Genomic DNA, 18,203 nt, shown 5'->3' with positions numbered 1-18,203 from the left:
ATTTATACCTATTATTATGTGAAATGATACATTGTAAACCCAATATATACATGATACAATGACGATATGGACAGGTTCGTACTATAAAACATTAACATAGTAAGGTAGACTCTTGTCAGCAGTGTAATTTTTATCCTAAGGAGGGTGAATCTCTTGCAAAAACGTAAAGATTTTATCTGGAAAATGGGCGGCCAACAAGGTGAAGGTATCGAGAGTTGTGGCGAAATCATGGCGACAATCCTCGCTAAAGAAGGTTATTCCTTGTATAGCCAACGTTTATTTGCATCTCGTATCAAAGGTGGTCATACTACATTCGCATTGCGCGTTGCATTAGAACAAGTTATGTCTATTGGTGAAGGCGTAGACTTCTTGCTTTCTCTTGATCAAGAAACAGTTGATATGCATGGTTCTGAAGTTCGTGAGGGCGGTTACATCATCTGTGACAGCAAAGTAAATCCTGACTTCTCTAAATTTGAAGGTACAAAGGTTAATTGCTTGTCCTTGCCAATCTCTGAAACTGCAATGAAACAAGGTTCCTTGTTGATGCGTAATATCGTAGCACTTGGTATGTCTGTTGCACTTCTTGGTTTCGATACTAAGATGTTTAAAGATGCGATTGCTGCTAAATTTGCGAAAAAATCCCAAGAAATCGTGGATAAAAACTTAGCTGCCTTTGACGATGGTTATGGCCTTGTAATGGAAAAATTGGGCGATGTGGAAATCGATACATTGCCAGCTCCTGGTAAGAAAGATCAAATGTTCTTATTAGGTAATGAAGCATGTGCTTTAGGTGCTATTGCTGCGGGCTCCCGTTTCATGGCATCTTATCCTATTACTCCAGCATCTGAAGTAATGGAATATATGATTAAAAATATGGATAAATTGGGTGCTACTATCGTTCAAACAGAGGACGAAATCGCAGCATGTATGACAGCTATGGGTGGCGTATACGCAGGTGTTCGTGGCTTCACATGTACTTCTGGCCCTGGTCTTTCCTTGATGGCTGAATCCTTATCCATGGCTTCCATGGCTGAATTACCAATGGTTGTTATCGACGTTCAACGTTCTGGTCCATCCACAGGTATGGCTACAAAGGTTGAACAATCCGATATTGATGCAGCTTGCTATAATGCACATGGCGATTACTCTGGTATCGTTATTTCTCCAACATCTATCGAAGAATGCTTCTATGAAATTCAAAAAGCTTTCAACTTGGCAGAAATGTACCAATGTCCAGTTATCTTCATGCCTGATTTACAACAAGGTTTGAATAAACAATCCGTTCCTTCCTTCGATTTGAACCGTGTACCTATTAACCGCGGTAAAATGATGAAAGAAGCTGATCTTCCTGAATTAGAACAACCTAAATACTTCAAACGCTTTGAATTGACTGAAGACGGGATTTCTCCTCGTACAATTCCTGGTATGAAAAATGGTCTATTCCTTTCCACTGGTTTAGAACATAATGAAGAAGGTAAACCAGCAGAAGCGCCTACAATGCACGTAGCGCAAACTGATAAACGTTTCCGCAAATTGGAAACTGTAGCTGATAACTACGAACCATTCTTGAATAACGCTAAATACGACGAAGCAGATGTACTTGTTGTAGGTATGGCTTCTAGCCGTGGCGCTATCGAAGAAGCTGTTGCTGAATTCGATCAAGAAGGTGTTAAAGTTAACCACTTGCAATTGCGCTTGATTAAACCATTCCCAGCAAAACAATTACAACCATTCATGGATGCTGCGAAAAAAGTGGTTATCGTTGAGCACAATGCAACAGGTCAATTGACTAACTTATTTAAAATCAACATGCATAAGAAATCTAAAATTTCCAGCTGCTTGAAATACGATGGTAATCCATTCACAAAAAGTTATGTGAAAAATGCGATTAAGGAGGTCCTATAATATGACAACAGCTAAAGATTACAGAAACGATATTCGTCCTAACTGGTGTCCAGGCTGTGGCCATTATGGGGTTCAAGCAGCGATTACTGACGCTGTAGTAGCGAAAAATATTCCACCAGAAAAATTAGCAGTAATTTCCGGTATCGGTTGCTCTAGCCGTATCGGTGGTTATTTCTACGCATATGGTGCTCATACAACTCATGGTCGTGCGCTTCCTTACGCACAAGGCGTTAAACTTGCTAACCAAGACTTAGAAGTTATCGCTTGCTCTGGTGATGGGGATGCGTTCGCTATCGGTATGGGTCATACTATTCATGCTTTCAAACGTAATGTAAATATGACATACGTCGTAATGGATAACCATGTATATGGTTTGACTAAAGGTCAAGCATCCCCTCGTTCCGATATCGGTTTTGTTACAAAAACAACACCTCGTGGGGCATTCGAATCTCCATTGTCTGTTTGTGAAACTGCAATTGCTGCAGGTGCTACATTCGTAGCACAAGGTTACATGATTAATCGTGCACAACTTGTAGAGTTGATTCAAAAAGCAATGGATCATGAAGGTTTCTCCTTCATCAACGTTTTCAGCCCATGTGTTACATACAATAAACACAACAGCTATGACTGGTTCAAAGAACATTTAGTAGAATTGCCAGAAGGTTATGACCCAACAGATCGTGCAGCAGCACTTAAAACATTGGGTGAAACTGATGGCTTGGTAACAGGTGTTATCTATCAAGATACTACTAAACCTTCCTTCGAAAAAGCTCTGGCAGCAGCAAATGGTGGTCCACATCCTCGTCCATTAACTGAAGATGTTGTAAAACCAGATCAAGCGCTATTCGATAGCCTTTGCAATCAATTTAAATAATCTTATCTAAATTGAATTATGTATAATCTGAACCCCTCTTTACTGAATGTCTGGTAAAGAGGGGTTTTTACATTATGACATTATGAATAGTATGATTACTTTAGAGTGTTCTGAATGATACGGTTATTTTATAGTGGTATGAATCGTATTATTACTTTACGGAGGTTTTCTTAATTGATATACTAATTTATAATTTAGGATATTTATAATTAAGTAAAAATTGAACGCTTATAAGTATAAGCGGCTATTATTTCAGAATATGAGGCATAATGGAAACGTATAGAAGTATCATTTACTATGCGATTCATTAAGGAGAGGGAATGAGTAACGTGTCGAATGAATATAATGAAGCATTACTAGAGCCACTTAAGTATTATCGGGAAGAGTTAAAGGACGCGTTTCAACAAGTAACCGAAGAATACTTTCAACAACTAGTAGATCAATCAAAGATTGATATAGATAACAACAAAGTATTAATAGATAAGTATACTGTTGTATCAGAAAATCGCGATCAATCAAACACATCCTATAAACGATTTGGCCTTATCAAAAAGGTTGATATTGTTATTGGTATAGGTGCCATTATTTATGGTATTTATCAGTTTTCACAAGACCATATTGATATTGCAGCGGTTATTGTTTCTATACTTATATTAGTTCTATGTGTAGGGCTTTACCTATATTGGATTAAGCCTAATAGTAAAAGCCTTGAAGAAAAACTTAATGATTTAGATGCTACATTAGCTAAAATGCGTCAAGAAGGTTATGAGATGATGGCCCCTTTAAACAATCTATTTCATAGTGAAATGACTGTAGAACTTATAAAAAAGGCGATTCCTTTTATTCATATGGATTCTAACTTTAATATTGAACGATATGAACAGCTGGTTAAAGATTATGGATTCTTGGAAAAAGGTAGTGTAAATCATTCCACCTTAGATATTGCGTCTGGTGAAATTTTAGGAAACCCCTTTGTTTTTCTGAAGCGCATAATCCACTGGATGGATGATTATACCTATGAGGGAACCTTAGATGTTACCTATACAGAGGAATATGTCGATTCTAATGGGAATCTAAAAACTCGTGATGTTAACGAAACATTACGGGCCGTTATAAGACAACCAGGTCCTTATTATGCGAATAGAGTATCTTTAGTGTATGGTAATCATGCAGCACCTAACTTAACATTCCATAGAAAACCACCTGAAAAAGGATTCTTCAATTTTGGTGGTGCCAAGAGTCGGATAGCCAAAGGCATTGCTAGTCTTAGACAGAAGGGTCAGGATTCATTGGAGAATGGTGGAGGCTTCCAAGCTTTAGCCAATGAAGAGTTTGATGCACAATTTAATGCATTAGATCGCAACAATGAGGTTGAGTTCCGCGTACTATTTACGCCATTAGCACAAAACAACTATAAGGATATTTTTGAAAACTCTCCATATGGAGATGACTTTATATTTAATAAAGAGTGTAAAATTAATGAGATTAAAGCTGACAATTCTCAAAATTGGGACTTTGATACATCACCATCTCAGTATTATGATTTTTCATTCCAAAAGATTAAAGAGAAGTTCATTAATTACAACTGCAGTTACTTTGATCACATGTATTTCTCATTCCTACCAATTTTAGCGATTCCTGTGTATCAACAAATGGCTTCTAATGATTATATTTATGGCAAGTCTTATAATTTCAAATACAATGATTACATTACAGAAATGCTAGCAAATAAAATGGGACTTAATTTATTTGTTCCTCCTGATGCGGCTCAGCGAAATAATGTAAAAACAATTCTTAAGACTAGCCACCATAAAAATGAAGGTGACTCTGAGGTAATTAAGGTAGATGCCTATTCTTATAGGGCCATCGAACACGTAGATCAAGTGCCTGTACGAGCTGGTAATGGTAGAACCTATTATGTTCCAGTCCGCTGGGACGAGTATGTTCCTGTTACAAAACACGAATTTATAGAGGTTTCAGAAATTAAATCTGCTGGAGAGGATTTTAATCATATTAAAGGTCTAGATCAGTATCAAAAATCTGAAAATAATAGAGATAGATCTTTTGCATACGATCACTTTATGGCAGGTAAACTATATCGACAAAATCAGTCTCTCGACGATTTATTAAATACTATTTACAAAGAATTTGGAGGTACCCAAAATGGCTAACCAACTCGACGAAATGAATCCGGAAATTATGTCTGAAGGCAGAGATGTGCATGTTATTGCTAAGGTAATCCCTGTTGAAACTAGTGGCTTTGAAAAACTTCTTCCAACGATCCTTATGGCAGTTGGTGTTATCGGTATCGTTTTTGGCATAGTTATAGACAAGTATCTAGTATCTATTATTGGCGCCATTGTATTGATTTATCCATGGTGGCGATTAAAACAAATTAGTTCAGAGTTTAATATGATGGAACAAAGAATTCAAAATGCTGCATCCGAAATTGATAACTATATGGAGCAACGTGTTGTGATTCTTTCTAATGCGGCTAAACTTGTGGAAAAATCTATTGAAGTTGATAAGGATATCCTTGTAGACATTGCTAAGTATAGAAGTGGTAATTTTTCTGAAGAATCTAGAAGTGATGTGAATGCACAACTTAACAAGGCTACAAGAGCCCTCAACGTAGCTATAGAAAATTATCCTGAATTACAAAGCCAAGATACGATTCGTGATGCAATGCAACAAAATTCTTACTTACAAAAAGAAATTACTGCAGCTAGAACGTTGTATAATGATGCTGTAAATACTTGGAATAGAGAAATCTTTGAATTCCCATTTAAAAAGATTGTAGCTGCAAAAGAAGGTAGAACTACTAGAATTCCATTTATTGCTGATCAAGAAACTAAAGAAAAAGCTAAGGGCGTTTTCTTTTAAGGGATAGTCAATTAGACGTTAGTATATAAAGGGAATACTATAAAATCTGACATTAGTATATAAGGGGATACTATGAAGTCTTATGAAAAAGGGATTAGCTTGTCCATCTGGACTTTGAGTTGGCCTATATTTATTGAAGTGTTCCTACAGCTGTTAGTAGGTAATATAGACCAAGTGATGATGAGTCACTACTCTCCTCAAGCGGTAGCAGCTGTGGCTAATGCCAATCAAATTTTAAATATATTTATTATGCTCATTATTGTTATGAGTACAGCTACGACGATTTTGATTGCCCAGTATTTAGGGGCTCGAAATCAGTCTAAGCTATCTGAGGTATGTACGGTCAGTTTGGTGTTGAACTTTTTGTTTTCATCTGTTGCGGCTGTATTCTTTATCACCTGTCATGAATGGATTTTTACATGGCTAGGTGTACCTCCAGAAACGATGAGTGATACGTCGATATATACGACCATTGTGGCCGCAGGATTACCGATTCAGGCTATGTATTACGCGCTGGTTGCCGTATTTAGAGGCCATTCATTAACGCGTGTTACTATGTATATCGCGTTAGTTATGAATGTTATCCATATCACAACTAACTATGTATTAATATTTGGTCATGGTCCCATACCAAGTCTTGGTGTACTAGGGGTATCAATTTCTACCTGGTTATCTAAGGTGGTAGGCCTCGTAATTATCGCCTATACCTTTAAGAAGTTGCTTACTTTAGAGGTGAGCTTCAAATTTTTAAAACCATTCCCATGGCATACGGTTAAGTCTTTACTGAATATCAGTGTTCCCTCTGGTGGTGAAACCTTAAGTTATCAGTTATCTCAGACAACGATTATGAAAATGGTCAACATCCTAGGGCTAGCTGTTATTAATACAAAGGTGTATGTATCGGTTATTGCCATGCTTTGCTATGTATATACCATAGCATTAGCAAATGCATCTCAAGTTATTGTGGGTTTCCTGATGGGGGCAAAACGGCAAGATGAGGTGACAAATCGCGTATGGCATTCTATGTTTTTAGCTATTACTATTAATGTAGGCTTGGCTACGTTCTTTTATATTACCAGTGATTATGTATTATCTGTATTTACTACGGATCCAGAAATTCTATCATTAGCGCATAATGTATTATTGGTTGAGATTTTCCTTGAACTAGGACGCGCCGTTAATATTGTTATGGTTGGCTGTTTACAAGCGGCAGGAGATATTCGGACGCCGATGCTCGTAGGTGTCTTTGGCATGTGGCTATGTGCTGTACCATTGTCCTACCTCTTTGGTATTTACTGGGGATGGGGCCTTGTAGGTATATGGATTGCCATGGCAGCAGATGAAATTTTACGAGGTTTATTATTTGTATATCGCTGGCATAGTGGAATGTGGAAAAATAAACGCCTCATAGAGGCATAGTCTTATATTTACACGATTTCAATATACTTTTAGTCGTTTGTAGATATAGTTAGCCTTACATTGGAGAGTGTAAGGCTAATTATTTGTGAAAGTAGGTTTATATGAGTAAGACAGTAGGTATTATTGGCTTAGGTTTACTAGGTGGTTCGTTGGCGAAGGCTTTAAAGGCCTATACCGATTATGAGGTGGTAGGCTATGCTCGTCGCCAAGAGGTTTGTGATGCGGCTATTCAGGATGGGGTGGTAAAAGCTGCTTGGACTGAGGTAGAACCATTGATTGAAAATTCAGATATCGTTGTATTTTCATTGCCTCCAGATACAAATGCAAGACTATTTACAGAAATGGCACATCTTTTTAGACCAGGACAAGTGGTGACTGATGTATCTAGTGCAAAGGAAAACTTTGTACGAGCTGTATATGATTCTATTCCGAAAGGGACAATTTTTGTGTCTGTTCATCCTATGGCTGGCTCTGAAAAGGGTGGCTACGAAGTATCTCATAAAAACCTATTTAAAGGTATGGGCTGGATTGTACTAGAGGATAAGGCCTCTGATGTATATAGTGAAGAGGTTGCTCAAGAACTAGCTGAAATGGGACGCGCTGTAGGATCACGTATTGAATTCGTCGATATCTATGCTCACGATGCGTATTTAGCTATGGTGAGTCATATGCCACATTTATTGGCAGCCATTTTAACTCAAGTTTCCGGTGGTGATGAATTAGGCGAGTTGCGCATGAAACTATCTGCAGGGGGCTTTAGAGATTGTACACGTGTTGCCGGTGGTTTGCCATCTATGTGGCGTGAAATCATTTATGGTAATAGACACAATGTAATTGAAGGTCTTTCACAAATCGAATCTGAAATTCAACGGGTAAAAGAGATACTTTCACAAGAAGACGAAGGTCAAAGTCTAGAAACCTATTTAGAACGAAGTAGAGAAATTCGCGGTAAATTACCATATTTAACAGGACAAATAAAGAATAGCTAATGATAAATAATTATTAGCTAAGGCTATACATTGGTTAACATTCATAGAGTACTAACAATGAGTAATTAACATTCATTTGAGTTTGATGTCTATTTATATAGCTGAAGCAACGCGGTTTATGCAGTATAATGTGTATACTAGAGTTCGTAAAGAATATACGTTTAACATATTATTTAGTTAAGGAGATACCATGAGTTTGTTACAAGAAACTTGTGACGCTATTAGAGGTCGCAGTCATGAAATTGAACAACATATAATCGATAGTTGGAATGCAGGTTCATCTGTAGAACAATATGGGCGACTTGTAAACGTGGTGGCTCAATATGGTGCGGCTACAAATCAGGAACAGTTAACGGTTCCAAAGCCTTGTATGATTATTGCCTCTGCCGATCATGGCGTGGCCGATATGGGCGTAAGTGCGTACCCAAAGGAAACAACTGTAGGGATGACACAAAACTACCTAATTCCAAAGGGGGCGGGCGCCAATTCCTTAGCTAATTACTGTGGTGCACAAATGGAAGTCATCGATATGGGCATTGATGCAGATATGATCTGGGTACCAGGACTCCGTAGTCATAAACTTGGTATGGGTACAAAAAACTTTGTAGAAGAACCGGCCATGACACGTGAACAAGCCATTGAAGGCATTGAAATAGGTATCCGTCTTGTAAAAGAGAAAATCGACGAAGGCTTTAATGTTTTCTTAGTAGGGGAAATGGGTATTTCTAATACTACTGCTAGTGCTCTTATGACTGCCAAGTTTGCAGGACTCTCTGCAGAGGAAGCTACAGGGCGAGGCACTAATATTTCTGATGAGCGTCTAAAATTAAAGCAACGCATTGTGCATGATGTATTAGAAAAATATAAAAATATTCCGAAAGATGATGCAATCGGAATTTTATCCTCTGTGGGCGGCTTTGAATTTACATGTATCGTAGGTGTTATTCTAGGTGCTGCAGCGAATAATGCACTCGTTATTATTGATGGTTTTAATACATCTGCTTGTGCATTGGTTGCAAAAACATTAGTTCCACAGGCGATGGATTATGTAATGGCATCTCATTTATCTGCTGAAAAAGCGGCTAAATCTTCTTTAGAAAATTTAGGCCTTGAAGCCTATGTTGATTTAGGGTTATGTCTCGGTGAGGCCTCTGGTGGTTCCATTCAAATGGGAATGCTAGATCTTGCTGTTCATATGTATTTGGCTGTTACAGGAGGTAAGGCATGAGAACTTTTACAATTGAACCATTACATGCACCATCCATGGAAGCATGCCGATTACGTATCGATAATTTAACAAAACCTATTTATAGCCTTGCAACATTAGAGTTAATAGCTGAGCGTTTTGCAGGCATTCTGGCAGATCCACAACCAAATCATTTGCGATATGGCGTACTTGTGGTGGCGTCGGACCACTTGGTAGATGGTCCTCAAAATAGTCAGCATGGTAGTGAAAGTTATGAGGCTATTAAGCGTTTCAATGAAGGTAGAACGGCTACGCAGGGGGCGGCATTTAAGTTAAATGCAGACGTACATGTTGTAAATGTAGGTCTTGAGCAAGATACTAGTAATCTAGAATATATTGATCAACAAGTCATTCGTAAAGGATCTCATTTCTTTGGGGTAGAACCTGTTATTTCTCGAGATGAGCTTGAGCGAGCTCTAGAGCTTGGCTTTACCTATGCTGATAAATTACATGCTGATGGATTACAAGTGGTGGCGATTGGTAACGTAGGGGAAAGGGCATTCCTTGACTCCCTCGTAACGACGGCTACAATTACGGGCTGTGCCTATGACGATATTCTCGTTCATACCGAATGTGGACCTACGGTAGAACAACGGGCTGCTCATATTCATTCCTTTGTAGATCGTTTTAATATCACTGTTGATGATTGGTCTGCTATAAGTGAAAGCGAGCGCCGTGATGCGATATTGCATTTACTTCATATTGCAGGAGGCTTAGATATTGTATTCTTAACAGGTTTTATCTTAGGTGCCGCAAGTCACCGTATGGCAGTAGTATTTGATAATGCCGTAACAGGCGCAGCTGTATTGGCTGCAGTTACTATTGAGCCATTAGTTAAGGACTATGTATTCCCATCCGCCGCCTATGAGGAACCAATTCATAAGGAACAATGTCGATTTTTAGGTGTAAAACCATGCTTGCACTACAATTTACAAATTGATGAAGCATTGGGTTCCACAATGGGGTTATCTATTATCGATGCATCTATGCATATGTTAAATGATATGAAAACCTTCGTTGAAGCTGAGGTTAAAGCGGCTGAAGATGGTGCCGGTAAAGGTAGACAAAAGAATAAAGAGTAATCTATATAAAAGAGGGCGTATTAAATCCCTCTTTTTATATGTTTTATGCTCAATTATCCGAAATTAACTGAGAATTTCATGGAAAAACCATTGACACTATATGTGTAAATTGATATTATTATAGGGCAGTCAGGACAGACTTAAATTCTTCTTGACGACAGATTGATGATTATGTTATATTAATTATCGGTTCTGTATGCGGGAATAGCTCAGCGGTAGAGCACCGCCTTGCCAAGGCGGGGGTCGCGAGTTCGAATCTCGTTTCCCGCTCCATACATTCCTCGATAGCTCAGTTGGTAGAGCAATCGGCTGTTAACCGATCGGTCGTAGGTTCGAGTCCTACTCGAGGAGCCATTTATGACTCACTAGCTCAGTTGGCAGAGCACCTGACTTTTAATCAGGGTGTCCCGCGTTCGAGTCGCGGGTGAGTCACCATTCTGGCCCGTTGGTCAAGCGGTTAAGACACCGCCCTTTCACGGCGGTATCCCGGGTTCGATTCCCGGACGGGTCACCACATATGGACGATTAGCTCAGCTGGGAGAGCGCCTGCCTTACAAGCAGGATGTCGGCAGTTCGATCCTGTCATCGTCCACCACATGCGGGAATAGCTCAGCGGTAGAGCACCGCCTTGCCAAGGCGGGGGTCGCGAGTTCGAATCTCGTTTCCCGCTCCATTAATATTCCTCGATAGCTCAGTTGGTAGAGCAATCGGCTGTTAACCGATCGGTCGTAGGTTCGAGTCCTACTCGAGGAGCCAATTTCATATGGCCCGTTGGTCAAGCGGTTAAGACACCGCCCTTTCACGGCGGTATCCCGGGTTCGATTCCCGGACGGGTCACCACATGGACGATTAGCTCAGCTGGGAGAGCGCCTGCCTTACAAGCAGGATGTCGGCAGTTCGATCCTGTCATCGTCCACCATATTAAGAGATCATCTTTGATGATCTCTTTTTTTGATGTGATTTTTATATGATTTTGATATAATAATGTAATATATTGTAGTTTTGTTTAATTGTGAGATTAATTAGATGTATCGCATAAAATATCATTTGAATAATATATCAAGACTTGAATACTTTATTGTTTTAGTATTACTTTTAGAAATTATAGTTCTTGTTTGGGGCTATTCTTATATAATTCCATTTTTTTCAGAAGCTTTTTTTGGAACTTTAACTCCGGTTATAAAAAAAATTATAGAAATTATATCTGATAGGAGAAGAATTTCTGTAGAAGCTAAAGTACTTAACGGTGAAGCTGCAATTAATAAATATATATTAGAGTTTTTTGATCGAGCATCGACTGTTGAAATTGTTTCACATGATGCATCTTGGATTGAGTCTTCTGTTGATGTGCAGAAAGAAATTAAAAGATTAGTTAAAAAATCTAAAACAGTTGATATCTGGGTTGGTAAAAAGGTAAATGGTAGTAAGTTTAAAAATCTAGGAATGAATGTAAAGAATTATAATTCAGATACTTATAAACCTAATGCTAGGTTTACTATAATTAATAGAGGACGCGCTGGTGCGGAGCAATTAGCTATTTCTACAGGAACGAATAAAGAACACGAAATATATATCTTTAATAATAGTGATCATCCATATATGATTGCTTTGGCAAAAGATATTTTATATTTATTAGAAGGGGATGATAGAGATTAACTATAGTGATGATATTCTCCATAGAAGTTCACAGATTTTATGTCATAAAGATATTACATTTGAAAAACTTTTTCTTCCATATTGGAAACAGTACTTTTCAAAATATAAATTAAATAAAGTTTTAGAAATTGGTTGTGGGCTTGGTTATCTTAGTAAAAGTTTATCAAGTGAGCTTGGTTTTTTATATGCCTTGGATAAAGCCAGTGATGTTATATCATTTGCTATAAATCATAATTTTGCTTCTAATATAAAATATATTAATAGTGATATTTTAACATATGATTCTGAACTAAATTTTGATGGCTGTTTTGCACATATGTCGATTCATAGTATTGGAGATTTGGATACTCTTTTTGCAAATGTTTATAAACTATTGGGTACTGATGCCTTATTTTCATTTAGTATTCCCCACCCATGTTTTTATCATTTGTTTAGAGCGGAAGAAATGAAGGGGTTTAGGTATCTGAACGTTCGAGAGTATGATTTAAACTTTAATATATCTTTAGATCAATTGAGTATGGATAATAAGATTAAATATTATCATCGAGCAATTAGTGTATATATGGAAATTGCTTATAAGCATAGGTTTAGAAATATCTCTATTGATGAAATATATCCAAATGAGGATATAATGAAGTTGTATCCCAGAACATGGGATTATCCTAAATATATAGTCTTTAAAATGAAGAAATAGAATTCCACTCTAATTAAATATCCCCAAGAAGTATAATTGCTACACTTTTTGGGGATATTTTTATTATTCTAGTTTTATAGCTAAATTACCGCGGCGCGTACATGATGATATAAACACCTATAAGACATACAAGTCCACCGATGATATCATATGTGTCTGGTCGTAAACCATCAACGAGCCAGCCCCATAGGATGGAAAGGGCAATAAATACGCCGCCGTAGGCTGCATAAACCTTACCGAAGCTTGCTTCTGGTTGGAAGGTAGGGATAAGGCCATATAAAAATAAGATGATGGCACCAGCCAGTAAATATACAGGGCTTTTATCGTCGCGCATATAGAGCCATACTAAATAGCCGCCACCGATTTCGGCTAAACCGGCTAATATAAAGAAGAAAATAGATAAGAGCATAATAACCTCACAGTATTAATTGAAATCTATTCTCTATTGTACAACTTGTTACAGTAGAGAGCAATTATTTAATGACCAAGATGAATCGTTACTAGTGGTAAAGAAAAGAATGTTAAAAGACAAAGATATTAAAAGGTACAAATGTTAAATATAGATATTAATTGAGGATATAATAAAATTAAAAACCCGTACACGTATATGTGTACGGGTTTTGTTTCGTTCTTATAAACGAGCTGGTGATTCGCTGTGTACATAATCCATGAAGGTATGCATTGTTTCCGATTTAGAATTGTTTTTCTTAAAGGCGAAGCACACTTGTAGTTTAAATGGTTTTTCTAAAGGTATGTAGCCATCATTGATATTTAAAGAATTTAGAATTTGGCGTGCTACGATGCAGCCTGATTTATTTTTTTGACAGTAGTCGATCATTGTATATGGATTAGATAAGCGGCTACCTCTAATGTGTAGATTTTGTTGACCATTGCCTACGTAGTTTTTCAATGTGCGATACATGAAGTATTTAGGTGGATACATGAGCAAAGGTTGTTGCTGAATCGCTTTCAAGCTAGCAACTTCCATACCATCGATGATGTTTGGTGCATAGTATACGAATTCGTCCTCGCGAAGGGCTGTAGATTCATATGCTGACATATCCTTGTTATTTGGTAAGTAGAGGAGGGCAATGTCGATACGATTTTCGCGTAAGTCGAGCATCAACTCTTCTTCTTCCATGTCATAAATGCTGACAGAGAACTCAGGATGATTTTGGAAGAAGTGCGATACGTAACCATTTAGACGAATATCACCCAAACTACGCAGTACACCGATGTTCAAAATCGGACGTTCCACCTTGCTTGCTAGGCGGATGGATTGAATAGCACGTTCTAATGTATCGAGAACTTGTTCTGCTTCTGGTAAGAATAATTCGCCTTCTGGCGTTAAACGGCTACCTCTTGTAGAACGGGAGATTAATTTCACACCAACTAAACGCTCTAATTTTTTCATTTGAGCGCTGAAAGCTGATTGTGTAATATTCATAGATTGTGCTGCTAATGTAAAGCTTCCTGTTTTATTATAGGTAATAAAACTTTGTAGCTCTTGCATTGTAGGTAACTCTTTCATGTTATTCCCCCAATTTTGTAATAAGAATCCAATGATAACTATTACTTTACTTATTCATATTGTAGCATACTATAATTGTTTTTTCATCTAAATCTATAAAATATGATGAAGCATGCACAATCGATATAGCGTGTACTATTATCATAAAAAAGATTAATTAAAAATTGTGATTATGCACTTATTTCAATAACTTTCACAATTATCATTAATTGACATAAGTAAATGAAAATGATATTATACATGGGTACCATTATGTGTCGGTACAAGTTTTTTATTCAACTATGAGGTGATAATCACATGGCAACGAGAAGAGAGGCTCGATTCAAACTTTGTCGTCGCTTTGGTGTGAACGTATTCGGTCACGCAAAAGCCTTGAATCGCGTCAAAAAAGACCAACGTCAGAAAAAAATGTCTGAGTATGGCACACAATTATTAGAAAAACAAAAAGTTAAAGCTTACTACAACTTGCTAGAACGCCAGTTCGTACGCTATTATGATAAAGCGAAAAAAATGCAAGGTGTTACAGGTGAAAACATGTTGATCCTTTTGGAACAACGTCTTGATAACCTTGTATATCGCATCGGCTTCGGTAACTCCATTCGTCAAGCTCGTCAAATGGTAAACCATGGCCACATCTTGGTAAATGGTCGTCGTGTAGACATTCCATCCTACTCCTGTAAACCAGGTGACGTTATTGAACTTCGTGAAGTTTCCCGCGACAACGAAATGTTCAAAACTAACTTCCAAGAACTTCGTTCTTTCGAACTTCCTTACATTGAAAAAGACTTGGAAGGCTTCAAAGCTACATTCACTCGTCTTCCTCAACGTGAAGAACTTCCTATCGAAGTTAACGAAACACTTATCGTCGAATTGTACTCCAAATAATTTGGCGCTTATGGGAAAACCACTCAGAATTGGGTGGTTTTTTCTTTATGACATGTCACTGTTAAAGGGCTATAGCAGTGTAAAAAACAATTGACATAGGACACCAAAATCTGTATACTATTTTGAGTAAGCTTTAGTCGTGTTTCCATTAGCCCCGGAAGCAAAGGACAAGCTGATTTTGGTAGAATTATGACGTTATTAGGAGGATATGCAGCATGAAAACTACATTTATGGCCAATCCGAACACAATCGAACGGAAATGGTATGTTGTTGACGCTGAAGGTAAAACTTTAGGACGCCTTGCTGCCGAAGTTGCAAAAGTTCTTCGGGGCAAAAATAAACCAACTTTCACACCACACGTAGACACTGGTGACCATGTGATCGTTGTAAACGCAGAAAAAATTCGCGTAACTGGTAAAAAATTGGAACAAAAGGAATACTTCCGTCACTCTGGTTACCCAGGTGGTTCCCGTTTCACTAAATTGTCCATGATGCTTGAAAAACAACCTGAACGTGTTGTTGAAATGGCAGTTCGTGGTATGCTTCCAAAAAATAAATTGGGTGCACAACAATACCGTAAATTAAACGTATACGCTGGTCCTGAGCATCCACATGCAGCTCAAAAACCAGAAGTATTAGAAATTTCCGTACGATAATCTAGAGGGAGGAACATATAATGGCAGTAGCACAATATTACGGCACTGGTCGTAGAAAATCTTCCGTTGCTAGAGTTCGTCTGGTACCGGGCACAGGTAAAATCACTGTTAACAAACGTGAACTTAATGAATATTTCGGTCGCCAAACTTTGGAATTGATCGTAAAACAACCTTTGAACTTGACTAACACAGTTGAACAATACGATGTAATCGCAACTGTAGCTGGTGGCGGTCCTTCCGGTCAAGCTGGTGCAATTCGTCACGGTATCTCCCGTGCGTTATTGGACGTAGATGGCGAACTTCGTCAATCTTTGAAAAAAGCTGGCTTCTTGACTCGTGACCCACGTATGAAAGAACGTAAAAAATACGGTCTTAAGAAAGCTCGTAAAGCAAGCCAATTCTCCAAACGTTAATATTTGGAATACAGGTTATTACACCTGCAGACAATGTCTGCAGGTGTTTTTGCATTATAGACTGTTTATAGCTTTGGTCTTTTTTTAGTTTATGGCGTATACGATTACCGTATTGTTTTGAATTTATTGGGTTATATAATTCTATCATTTACAGGGACATTTAATTCTCCTATAATAGATATATAATAATCGAATTTTTTCGAAAATAGATTTTCATATAGGAGAACTCATATGATTTATAATACAATTCAATACGTAGTGGACAACGGCATTGGTACGTTGACATTTAATCGTCCTACAGTGGCGAATGGTTTTAATATCGAGATGTGCAAGGAGATCCTTGAGGTTTTAGATAAAGCTCACAACGATGAAAGTGTTCGTGCATTGCTCATCAATGCTGAAGGCAAGGTATTCTCTGCTGGTGGCGATTTAACAGAAATGGAACGGGCTGTAAATGATGGTGATACAGAGTCTTTATTTGAAATTGTTGAACTAGTAGCTCAAATTTCTATGGCTATGAAACGCTTACCTAAACCTGTTATCATGAGCCTTCAAGGTGCTGCAGCAGGTGCGGCGTTCAACATGGCGTTAGCTGCAGACTTTGTTGTAGCGGCTAACAATGTACGCTTTATCCAAGCTTTCGTAAACGTAGGTCTTGCTCCAGATGCAGGTGGTTTGTTCTTGTTGACTCGTTCCATTGGTATGAACCGTGCTATGCATATCGTTATGACTGGTGAAGCTGTTTCTGCTGAAAAAGGTAAAGAACTTGGCTTTGTATATAAAGTTTGTGAATTAGAAGATCTAGAAACGGCTACAAGACGTCTTGTTGAGAAATTAGCAAAAGGTCCAGCGCAATCCTACCGCGTTATGAAAGAAATGATGTGGAATAGCTTCTTATCTGGCTGGGAAGAGTACAAGAAGTTTGAAGTAGAAAATCAATGCTCCTTAGGTCTTTCTGAAGATTTTAAGGAAGGTGTACGAGCTTTCACAGAACGTCGTCGCCCTAAATTTGGTCAAAAATAATAACTATTCTCTTGTAATTCTATGAAATATCATGTATTTTATAAGCAGTTACTAATATAATTCGAACCGATGTGGCTCTATATATTGAGTTACATCGGTTTTGCTTTCATAAAAAAGCAAAAGTGTATATAATAGTACTATTATAATAGTTTTAGGAGGTCATTATTATATGGCTCAAGATACAATTAAATGTTATGACGGTCCTAGTGATGTAGTCCAAGCATTGGCGGAGGATTTTATTGATTTTACCAATGATGAAATTAGCCGTACTGAAACGTGCATCGTTGGTATTACTGGGGGTTCTGTTGTAAATGGTTTGTTAGAATTACTTAACTCTCCTGAATATATTGAGCGCCTTAATTGGGAACGTATATTCTTCTTGTGGACTGATGAGCGTTTCTTGCCACAAGCGCATGAGAATAATTACTTCAATCGCGTAAAACCTCATTTGCTATGCAAGGCAAAGGGGGCTGCTCATTTCTTGCCCATTAATACGGATTCTAAAACCGTACATGAAGCGGCTGAAGAATATGAAAAAGAGGTTCGCAATGTCCTCAAGGCGTGTAAGAAATCTGGTCTTGATTTAGCGTTGCTTGATCTAGGCGAGGATGGTCATACGGCAGGATTATTTGCAGGCTCTCACGCACTGCGTGTAGCTGATCAAGATGTAGTGGCCGTTGAAGATGGCAAGGTATGGGAACGCATTTCTATGACATTTTCTTTCCTAGCAAAATCTGATGCTGTCTGGTTTACTGTGACTGGTGAAAGCAAGCGAACTGCATTGACAAAGGTATTATACCAACGCGAAGATTACGAGGATTTAACGTGGGAAAAACGCATTGGCCGTACATTGCCTGGTGCTGTACTTTCACAAGAAGCTGTGACCTGGTATGTGGACAAGGCAGCCTATAATGATGTACACTAAAAGATGTAAGTTTTAGTAAATA

Annotated in this window: 17 protein-coding genes and 9 tRNA genes; 24 read left to right on the top strand and 2 right to left on the bottom strand. The window is 38.0% G+C overall.

Annotated features, from left to right (window positions below; all coding sequences use genetic code 11):
- The first annotated feature begins 153 nt into the window (after positions 1-153).
- From VEIT17_RS07305 to VEIT17_RS07215, 19 genes are all read left to right on the top strand, one after another.
- A complete protein-coding gene (locus tag VEIT17_RS07305) occupies positions 154-1,905 on the top strand; it encodes a 2-oxoacid:acceptor oxidoreductase subunit alpha (protein ID WP_156720031.1) in 1,752 nt (583 codons plus the stop codon).
- Position 1,906: 1 nt separating this feature from the next.
- Entirely contained in the window at positions 1,907-2,779 is an 873-nt protein-coding gene (locus tag VEIT17_RS07300) for a 2-oxoacid:ferredoxin oxidoreductase subunit beta (protein WP_105084915.1), read from the top strand.
- 320 nt (positions 2,780-3,099) lie between these two features.
- Entirely contained in the window at positions 3,100-4,950 is a 1,851-nt protein-coding gene (locus tag VEIT17_RS07295; protein WP_242013247.1) for an MAG1210 family protein, read from the top strand.
- Entirely contained in the window at positions 4,943-5,662 is a 720-nt protein-coding gene (locus VEIT17_RS07290; RefSeq protein ID WP_178885479.1) for a LemA family protein, read from the top strand. The genes VEIT17_RS07295 and VEIT17_RS07290 overlap by 8 nt, the downstream gene beginning before the upstream one ends.
- Before the next feature lie 72 nt (positions 5,663-5,734).
- Positions 5,735-7,081: an MATE family efflux transporter gene (locus VEIT17_RS07285; protein ID WP_178885477.1), complete on the top strand. Its 1,347-nt coding sequence runs from the start codon at positions 5,735-5,737 to the stop codon at positions 7,079-7,081.
- A gap of 101 nt (positions 7,082-7,182) precedes the next feature.
- Positions 7,183-8,070, top strand: coding sequence for a prephenate dehydrogenase (locus tag VEIT17_RS07280; RefSeq protein ID WP_178885475.1), 888 nt, complete (start codon positions 7,183-7,185; stop codon positions 8,068-8,070).
- 190 nt (positions 8,071-8,260) lie between these two features.
- The gene (locus tag VEIT17_RS07275; RefSeq protein ID WP_178885473.1) at positions 8,261-9,298 is read left to right on the top strand and encodes a nicotinate-nucleotide--dimethylbenzimidazole phosphoribosyltransferase; all 1,038 of its coding nucleotides are present in this window, start codon (positions 8,261-8,263) and stop codon (positions 9,296-9,298) included.
- On the top strand, positions 9,295-10,398 hold the full coding sequence (locus VEIT17_RS07270) for a nicotinate-nucleotide--dimethylbenzimidazole phosphoribosyltransferase (RefSeq protein ID WP_178885471.1): 1,104 nt from the start codon (positions 9,295-9,297) through the stop codon (positions 10,396-10,398). The genes VEIT17_RS07275 and VEIT17_RS07270 overlap by 4 nt, the downstream gene beginning before the upstream one ends.
- A 198-nt stretch (positions 10,399-10,596) precedes the next feature.
- Positions 10,597-10,671 (top strand) — tRNA-Gly (locus tag VEIT17_RS07265).
- A 5-nt stretch (positions 10,672-10,676) separates the two neighbouring features.
- Positions 10,677-10,752, top strand: a tRNA-Asn gene (locus tag VEIT17_RS07260).
- 5 nt (positions 10,753-10,757) lie between these two features.
- Positions 10,758-10,833 (top strand) — tRNA-Lys (locus VEIT17_RS07255).
- 4 nt (positions 10,834-10,837) lie between these two features.
- Positions 10,838-10,912: transfer RNA gene (locus tag VEIT17_RS07250), tRNA-Glu, on the top strand.
- Positions 10,913-10,917: 5 nt separating this feature from the next.
- A tRNA-Val gene (locus tag VEIT17_RS07245) sits at positions 10,918-10,993 on the top strand.
- Positions 10,994-10,996: 3 nt separating this feature from the next.
- A tRNA-Gly gene (locus VEIT17_RS07240) sits at positions 10,997-11,071 on the top strand.
- A 7-nt stretch (positions 11,072-11,078) separates the two neighbouring features.
- Positions 11,079-11,154, top strand: a tRNA-Asn gene (locus VEIT17_RS07235).
- Between the two features lie 9 nt (positions 11,155-11,163).
- Positions 11,164-11,238, top strand: a tRNA-Glu gene (locus VEIT17_RS07230).
- A 3-nt stretch (positions 11,239-11,241) separates the two neighbouring features.
- Positions 11,242-11,317 (top strand) — tRNA-Val (locus VEIT17_RS07225).
- A 107-nt stretch (positions 11,318-11,424) separates the two neighbouring features.
- Complete coding sequence (locus tag VEIT17_RS07220; protein ID WP_178885469.1) at positions 11,425-12,054, top strand: hypothetical protein; 630 nt, start codon at positions 11,425-11,427, stop codon at positions 12,052-12,054.
- A complete protein-coding gene (locus VEIT17_RS07215; protein ID WP_178885467.1) occupies positions 12,041-12,748 on the top strand; it encodes a class I SAM-dependent methyltransferase in 708 nt (235 codons plus the stop codon). Before VEIT17_RS07220 ends, VEIT17_RS07215 begins: the two co-directional genes overlap by 14 nt.
- A gap of 85 nt (positions 12,749-12,833) precedes the next feature.
- On the opposite strand, the gene VEIT17_RS07210 is transcribed toward VEIT17_RS07215, so the two are convergent.
- Positions 12,834-13,157, bottom strand: coding sequence for a YnfA family protein (locus VEIT17_RS07210; protein ID WP_178885465.1), 324 nt, complete (start codon positions 13,155-13,157; stop codon positions 12,834-12,836).
- Positions 13,158-13,379: 222 nt separating this feature from the next.
- Complete coding sequence (locus VEIT17_RS07205) at positions 13,380-14,279, bottom strand: LysR family transcriptional regulator (RefSeq protein ID WP_119206344.1); 900 nt, start codon at positions 14,277-14,279, stop codon at positions 13,380-13,382.
- Between the two features lie 297 nt (positions 14,280-14,576).
- Between VEIT17_RS07205 and rpsD the strand changes: the two genes are divergently transcribed.
- The 5 genes from rpsD (at position 14,577) to pgl (ending at position 18,181) form a co-directional block, all read left to right on the top strand.
- A complete protein-coding gene (gene rpsD / locus VEIT17_RS07200; RefSeq protein WP_060923796.1) occupies positions 14,577-15,164 on the top strand; it encodes a 30S ribosomal protein S4 in 588 nt (195 codons plus the stop codon).
- A gap of 215 nt (positions 15,165-15,379) precedes the next feature.
- Positions 15,380-15,820, top strand: coding sequence for a 50S ribosomal protein L13 (rplM, locus tag VEIT17_RS07195; protein WP_005381375.1), 441 nt, complete (start codon positions 15,380-15,382; stop codon positions 15,818-15,820).
- A gap of 20 nt (positions 15,821-15,840) precedes the next feature.
- The gene (rpsI, locus tag VEIT17_RS07190) at positions 15,841-16,233 is read left to right on the top strand and encodes a 30S ribosomal protein S9 (protein ID WP_005377846.1); all 393 of its coding nucleotides are present in this window, start codon (positions 15,841-15,843) and stop codon (positions 16,231-16,233) included.
- A gap of 231 nt (positions 16,234-16,464) precedes the next feature.
- Complete coding sequence (gene fabM / locus VEIT17_RS07185) at positions 16,465-17,256, top strand: trans-2-decenoyl-ACP isomerase (RefSeq protein WP_005385546.1); 792 nt, start codon at positions 16,465-16,467, stop codon at positions 17,254-17,256.
- Positions 17,257-17,425: 169 nt separating this feature from the next.
- Positions 17,426-18,181, top strand: a complete 756-nt coding sequence (pgl, locus tag VEIT17_RS07180; RefSeq protein WP_178885463.1) for a 6-phosphogluconolactonase — start codon at positions 17,426-17,428, stop codon at positions 18,179-18,181.
- Positions 18,182-18,203 lie beyond the last annotated feature (22 nt).

The sequence above is a fragment of the Veillonella nakazawae genome (assembly GCF_013393365.1).
Taxonomy (GTDB): Bacteria; Bacillota; Negativicutes; order Veillonellales; family Veillonellaceae; genus Veillonella; species Veillonella nakazawae.
The sequence above is the reverse complement of the archived record's forward strand: the minus strand, read 5'-3'. Positions and strand labels throughout refer to the sequence as shown.

What these genes read in the sequence shown, in the direction of transcription:
- VEIT17_RS07300 (WP_105084915.1), top strand. Translation starts at nt 1,907, where the DNA reads ATGACAACAGCTAAAGATTACAGAAACGATATTCGTCCTAACTGGTGT.
- VEIT17_RS07295 (WP_242013247.1), top strand. Translation starts at nt 3,100, where the DNA reads ATGAGTAACGTGTCGAATGAATATAATGAAGCATTACTAGAGCCACTT.
- VEIT17_RS07290 (WP_178885479.1), top strand. Translation starts at nt 4,943, where the DNA reads ATGGCTAACCAACTCGACGAAATGAATCCGGAAATTATGTCTGAAGGC.
- VEIT17_RS07285 (WP_178885477.1), top strand. Translation starts at nt 5,735, where the DNA reads ATGAAGTCTTATGAAAAAGGGATTAGCTTGTCCATCTGGACTTTGAGT.
- VEIT17_RS07280 (WP_178885475.1), top strand. Translation starts at nt 7,183, where the DNA reads ATGAGTAAGACAGTAGGTATTATTGGCTTAGGTTTACTAGGTGGTTCG.
- VEIT17_RS07275 (WP_178885473.1), top strand. Translation starts at nt 8,261, where the DNA reads ATGAGTTTGTTACAAGAAACTTGTGACGCTATTAGAGGTCGCAGTCAT.
- VEIT17_RS07270 (WP_178885471.1), top strand. Translation starts at nt 9,295, where the DNA reads ATGAGAACTTTTACAATTGAACCATTACATGCACCATCCATGGAAGCA.
- VEIT17_RS07220 (WP_178885469.1), top strand. Translation starts at nt 11,425, where the DNA reads ATGTATCGCATAAAATATCATTTGAATAATATATCAAGACTTGAATAC.
- VEIT17_RS07215 (WP_178885467.1), top strand. Translation starts at nt 12,041, where the DNA reads ATGATAGAGATTAACTATAGTGATGATATTCTCCATAGAAGTTCACAG.
- VEIT17_RS07210 (WP_178885465.1), bottom strand. Translation starts at nt 13,157, where the DNA reads ATGCTCTTATCTATTTTCTTCTTTATATTAGCCGGTTTAGCCGAAATC.
- VEIT17_RS07205 (WP_119206344.1), bottom strand. Translation starts at nt 14,279, where the DNA reads ATGAAAGAGTTACCTACAATGCAAGAGCTACAAAGTTTTATTACCTAT.
- rpsD (WP_060923796.1), top strand. Translation starts at nt 14,577, where the DNA reads ATGGCAACGAGAAGAGAGGCTCGATTCAAACTTTGTCGTCGCTTTGGT.
- rplM (WP_005381375.1), top strand. Translation starts at nt 15,380, where the DNA reads ATGAAAACTACATTTATGGCCAATCCGAACACAATCGAACGGAAATGG.
- rpsI (WP_005377846.1), top strand. Translation starts at nt 15,841, where the DNA reads ATGGCAGTAGCACAATATTACGGCACTGGTCGTAGAAAATCTTCCGTT.
- fabM (WP_005385546.1), top strand. Translation starts at nt 16,465, where the DNA reads ATGATTTATAATACAATTCAATACGTAGTGGACAACGGCATTGGTACG.
- pgl (WP_178885463.1), top strand. Translation starts at nt 17,426, where the DNA reads ATGGCTCAAGATACAATTAAATGTTATGACGGTCCTAGTGATGTAGTC.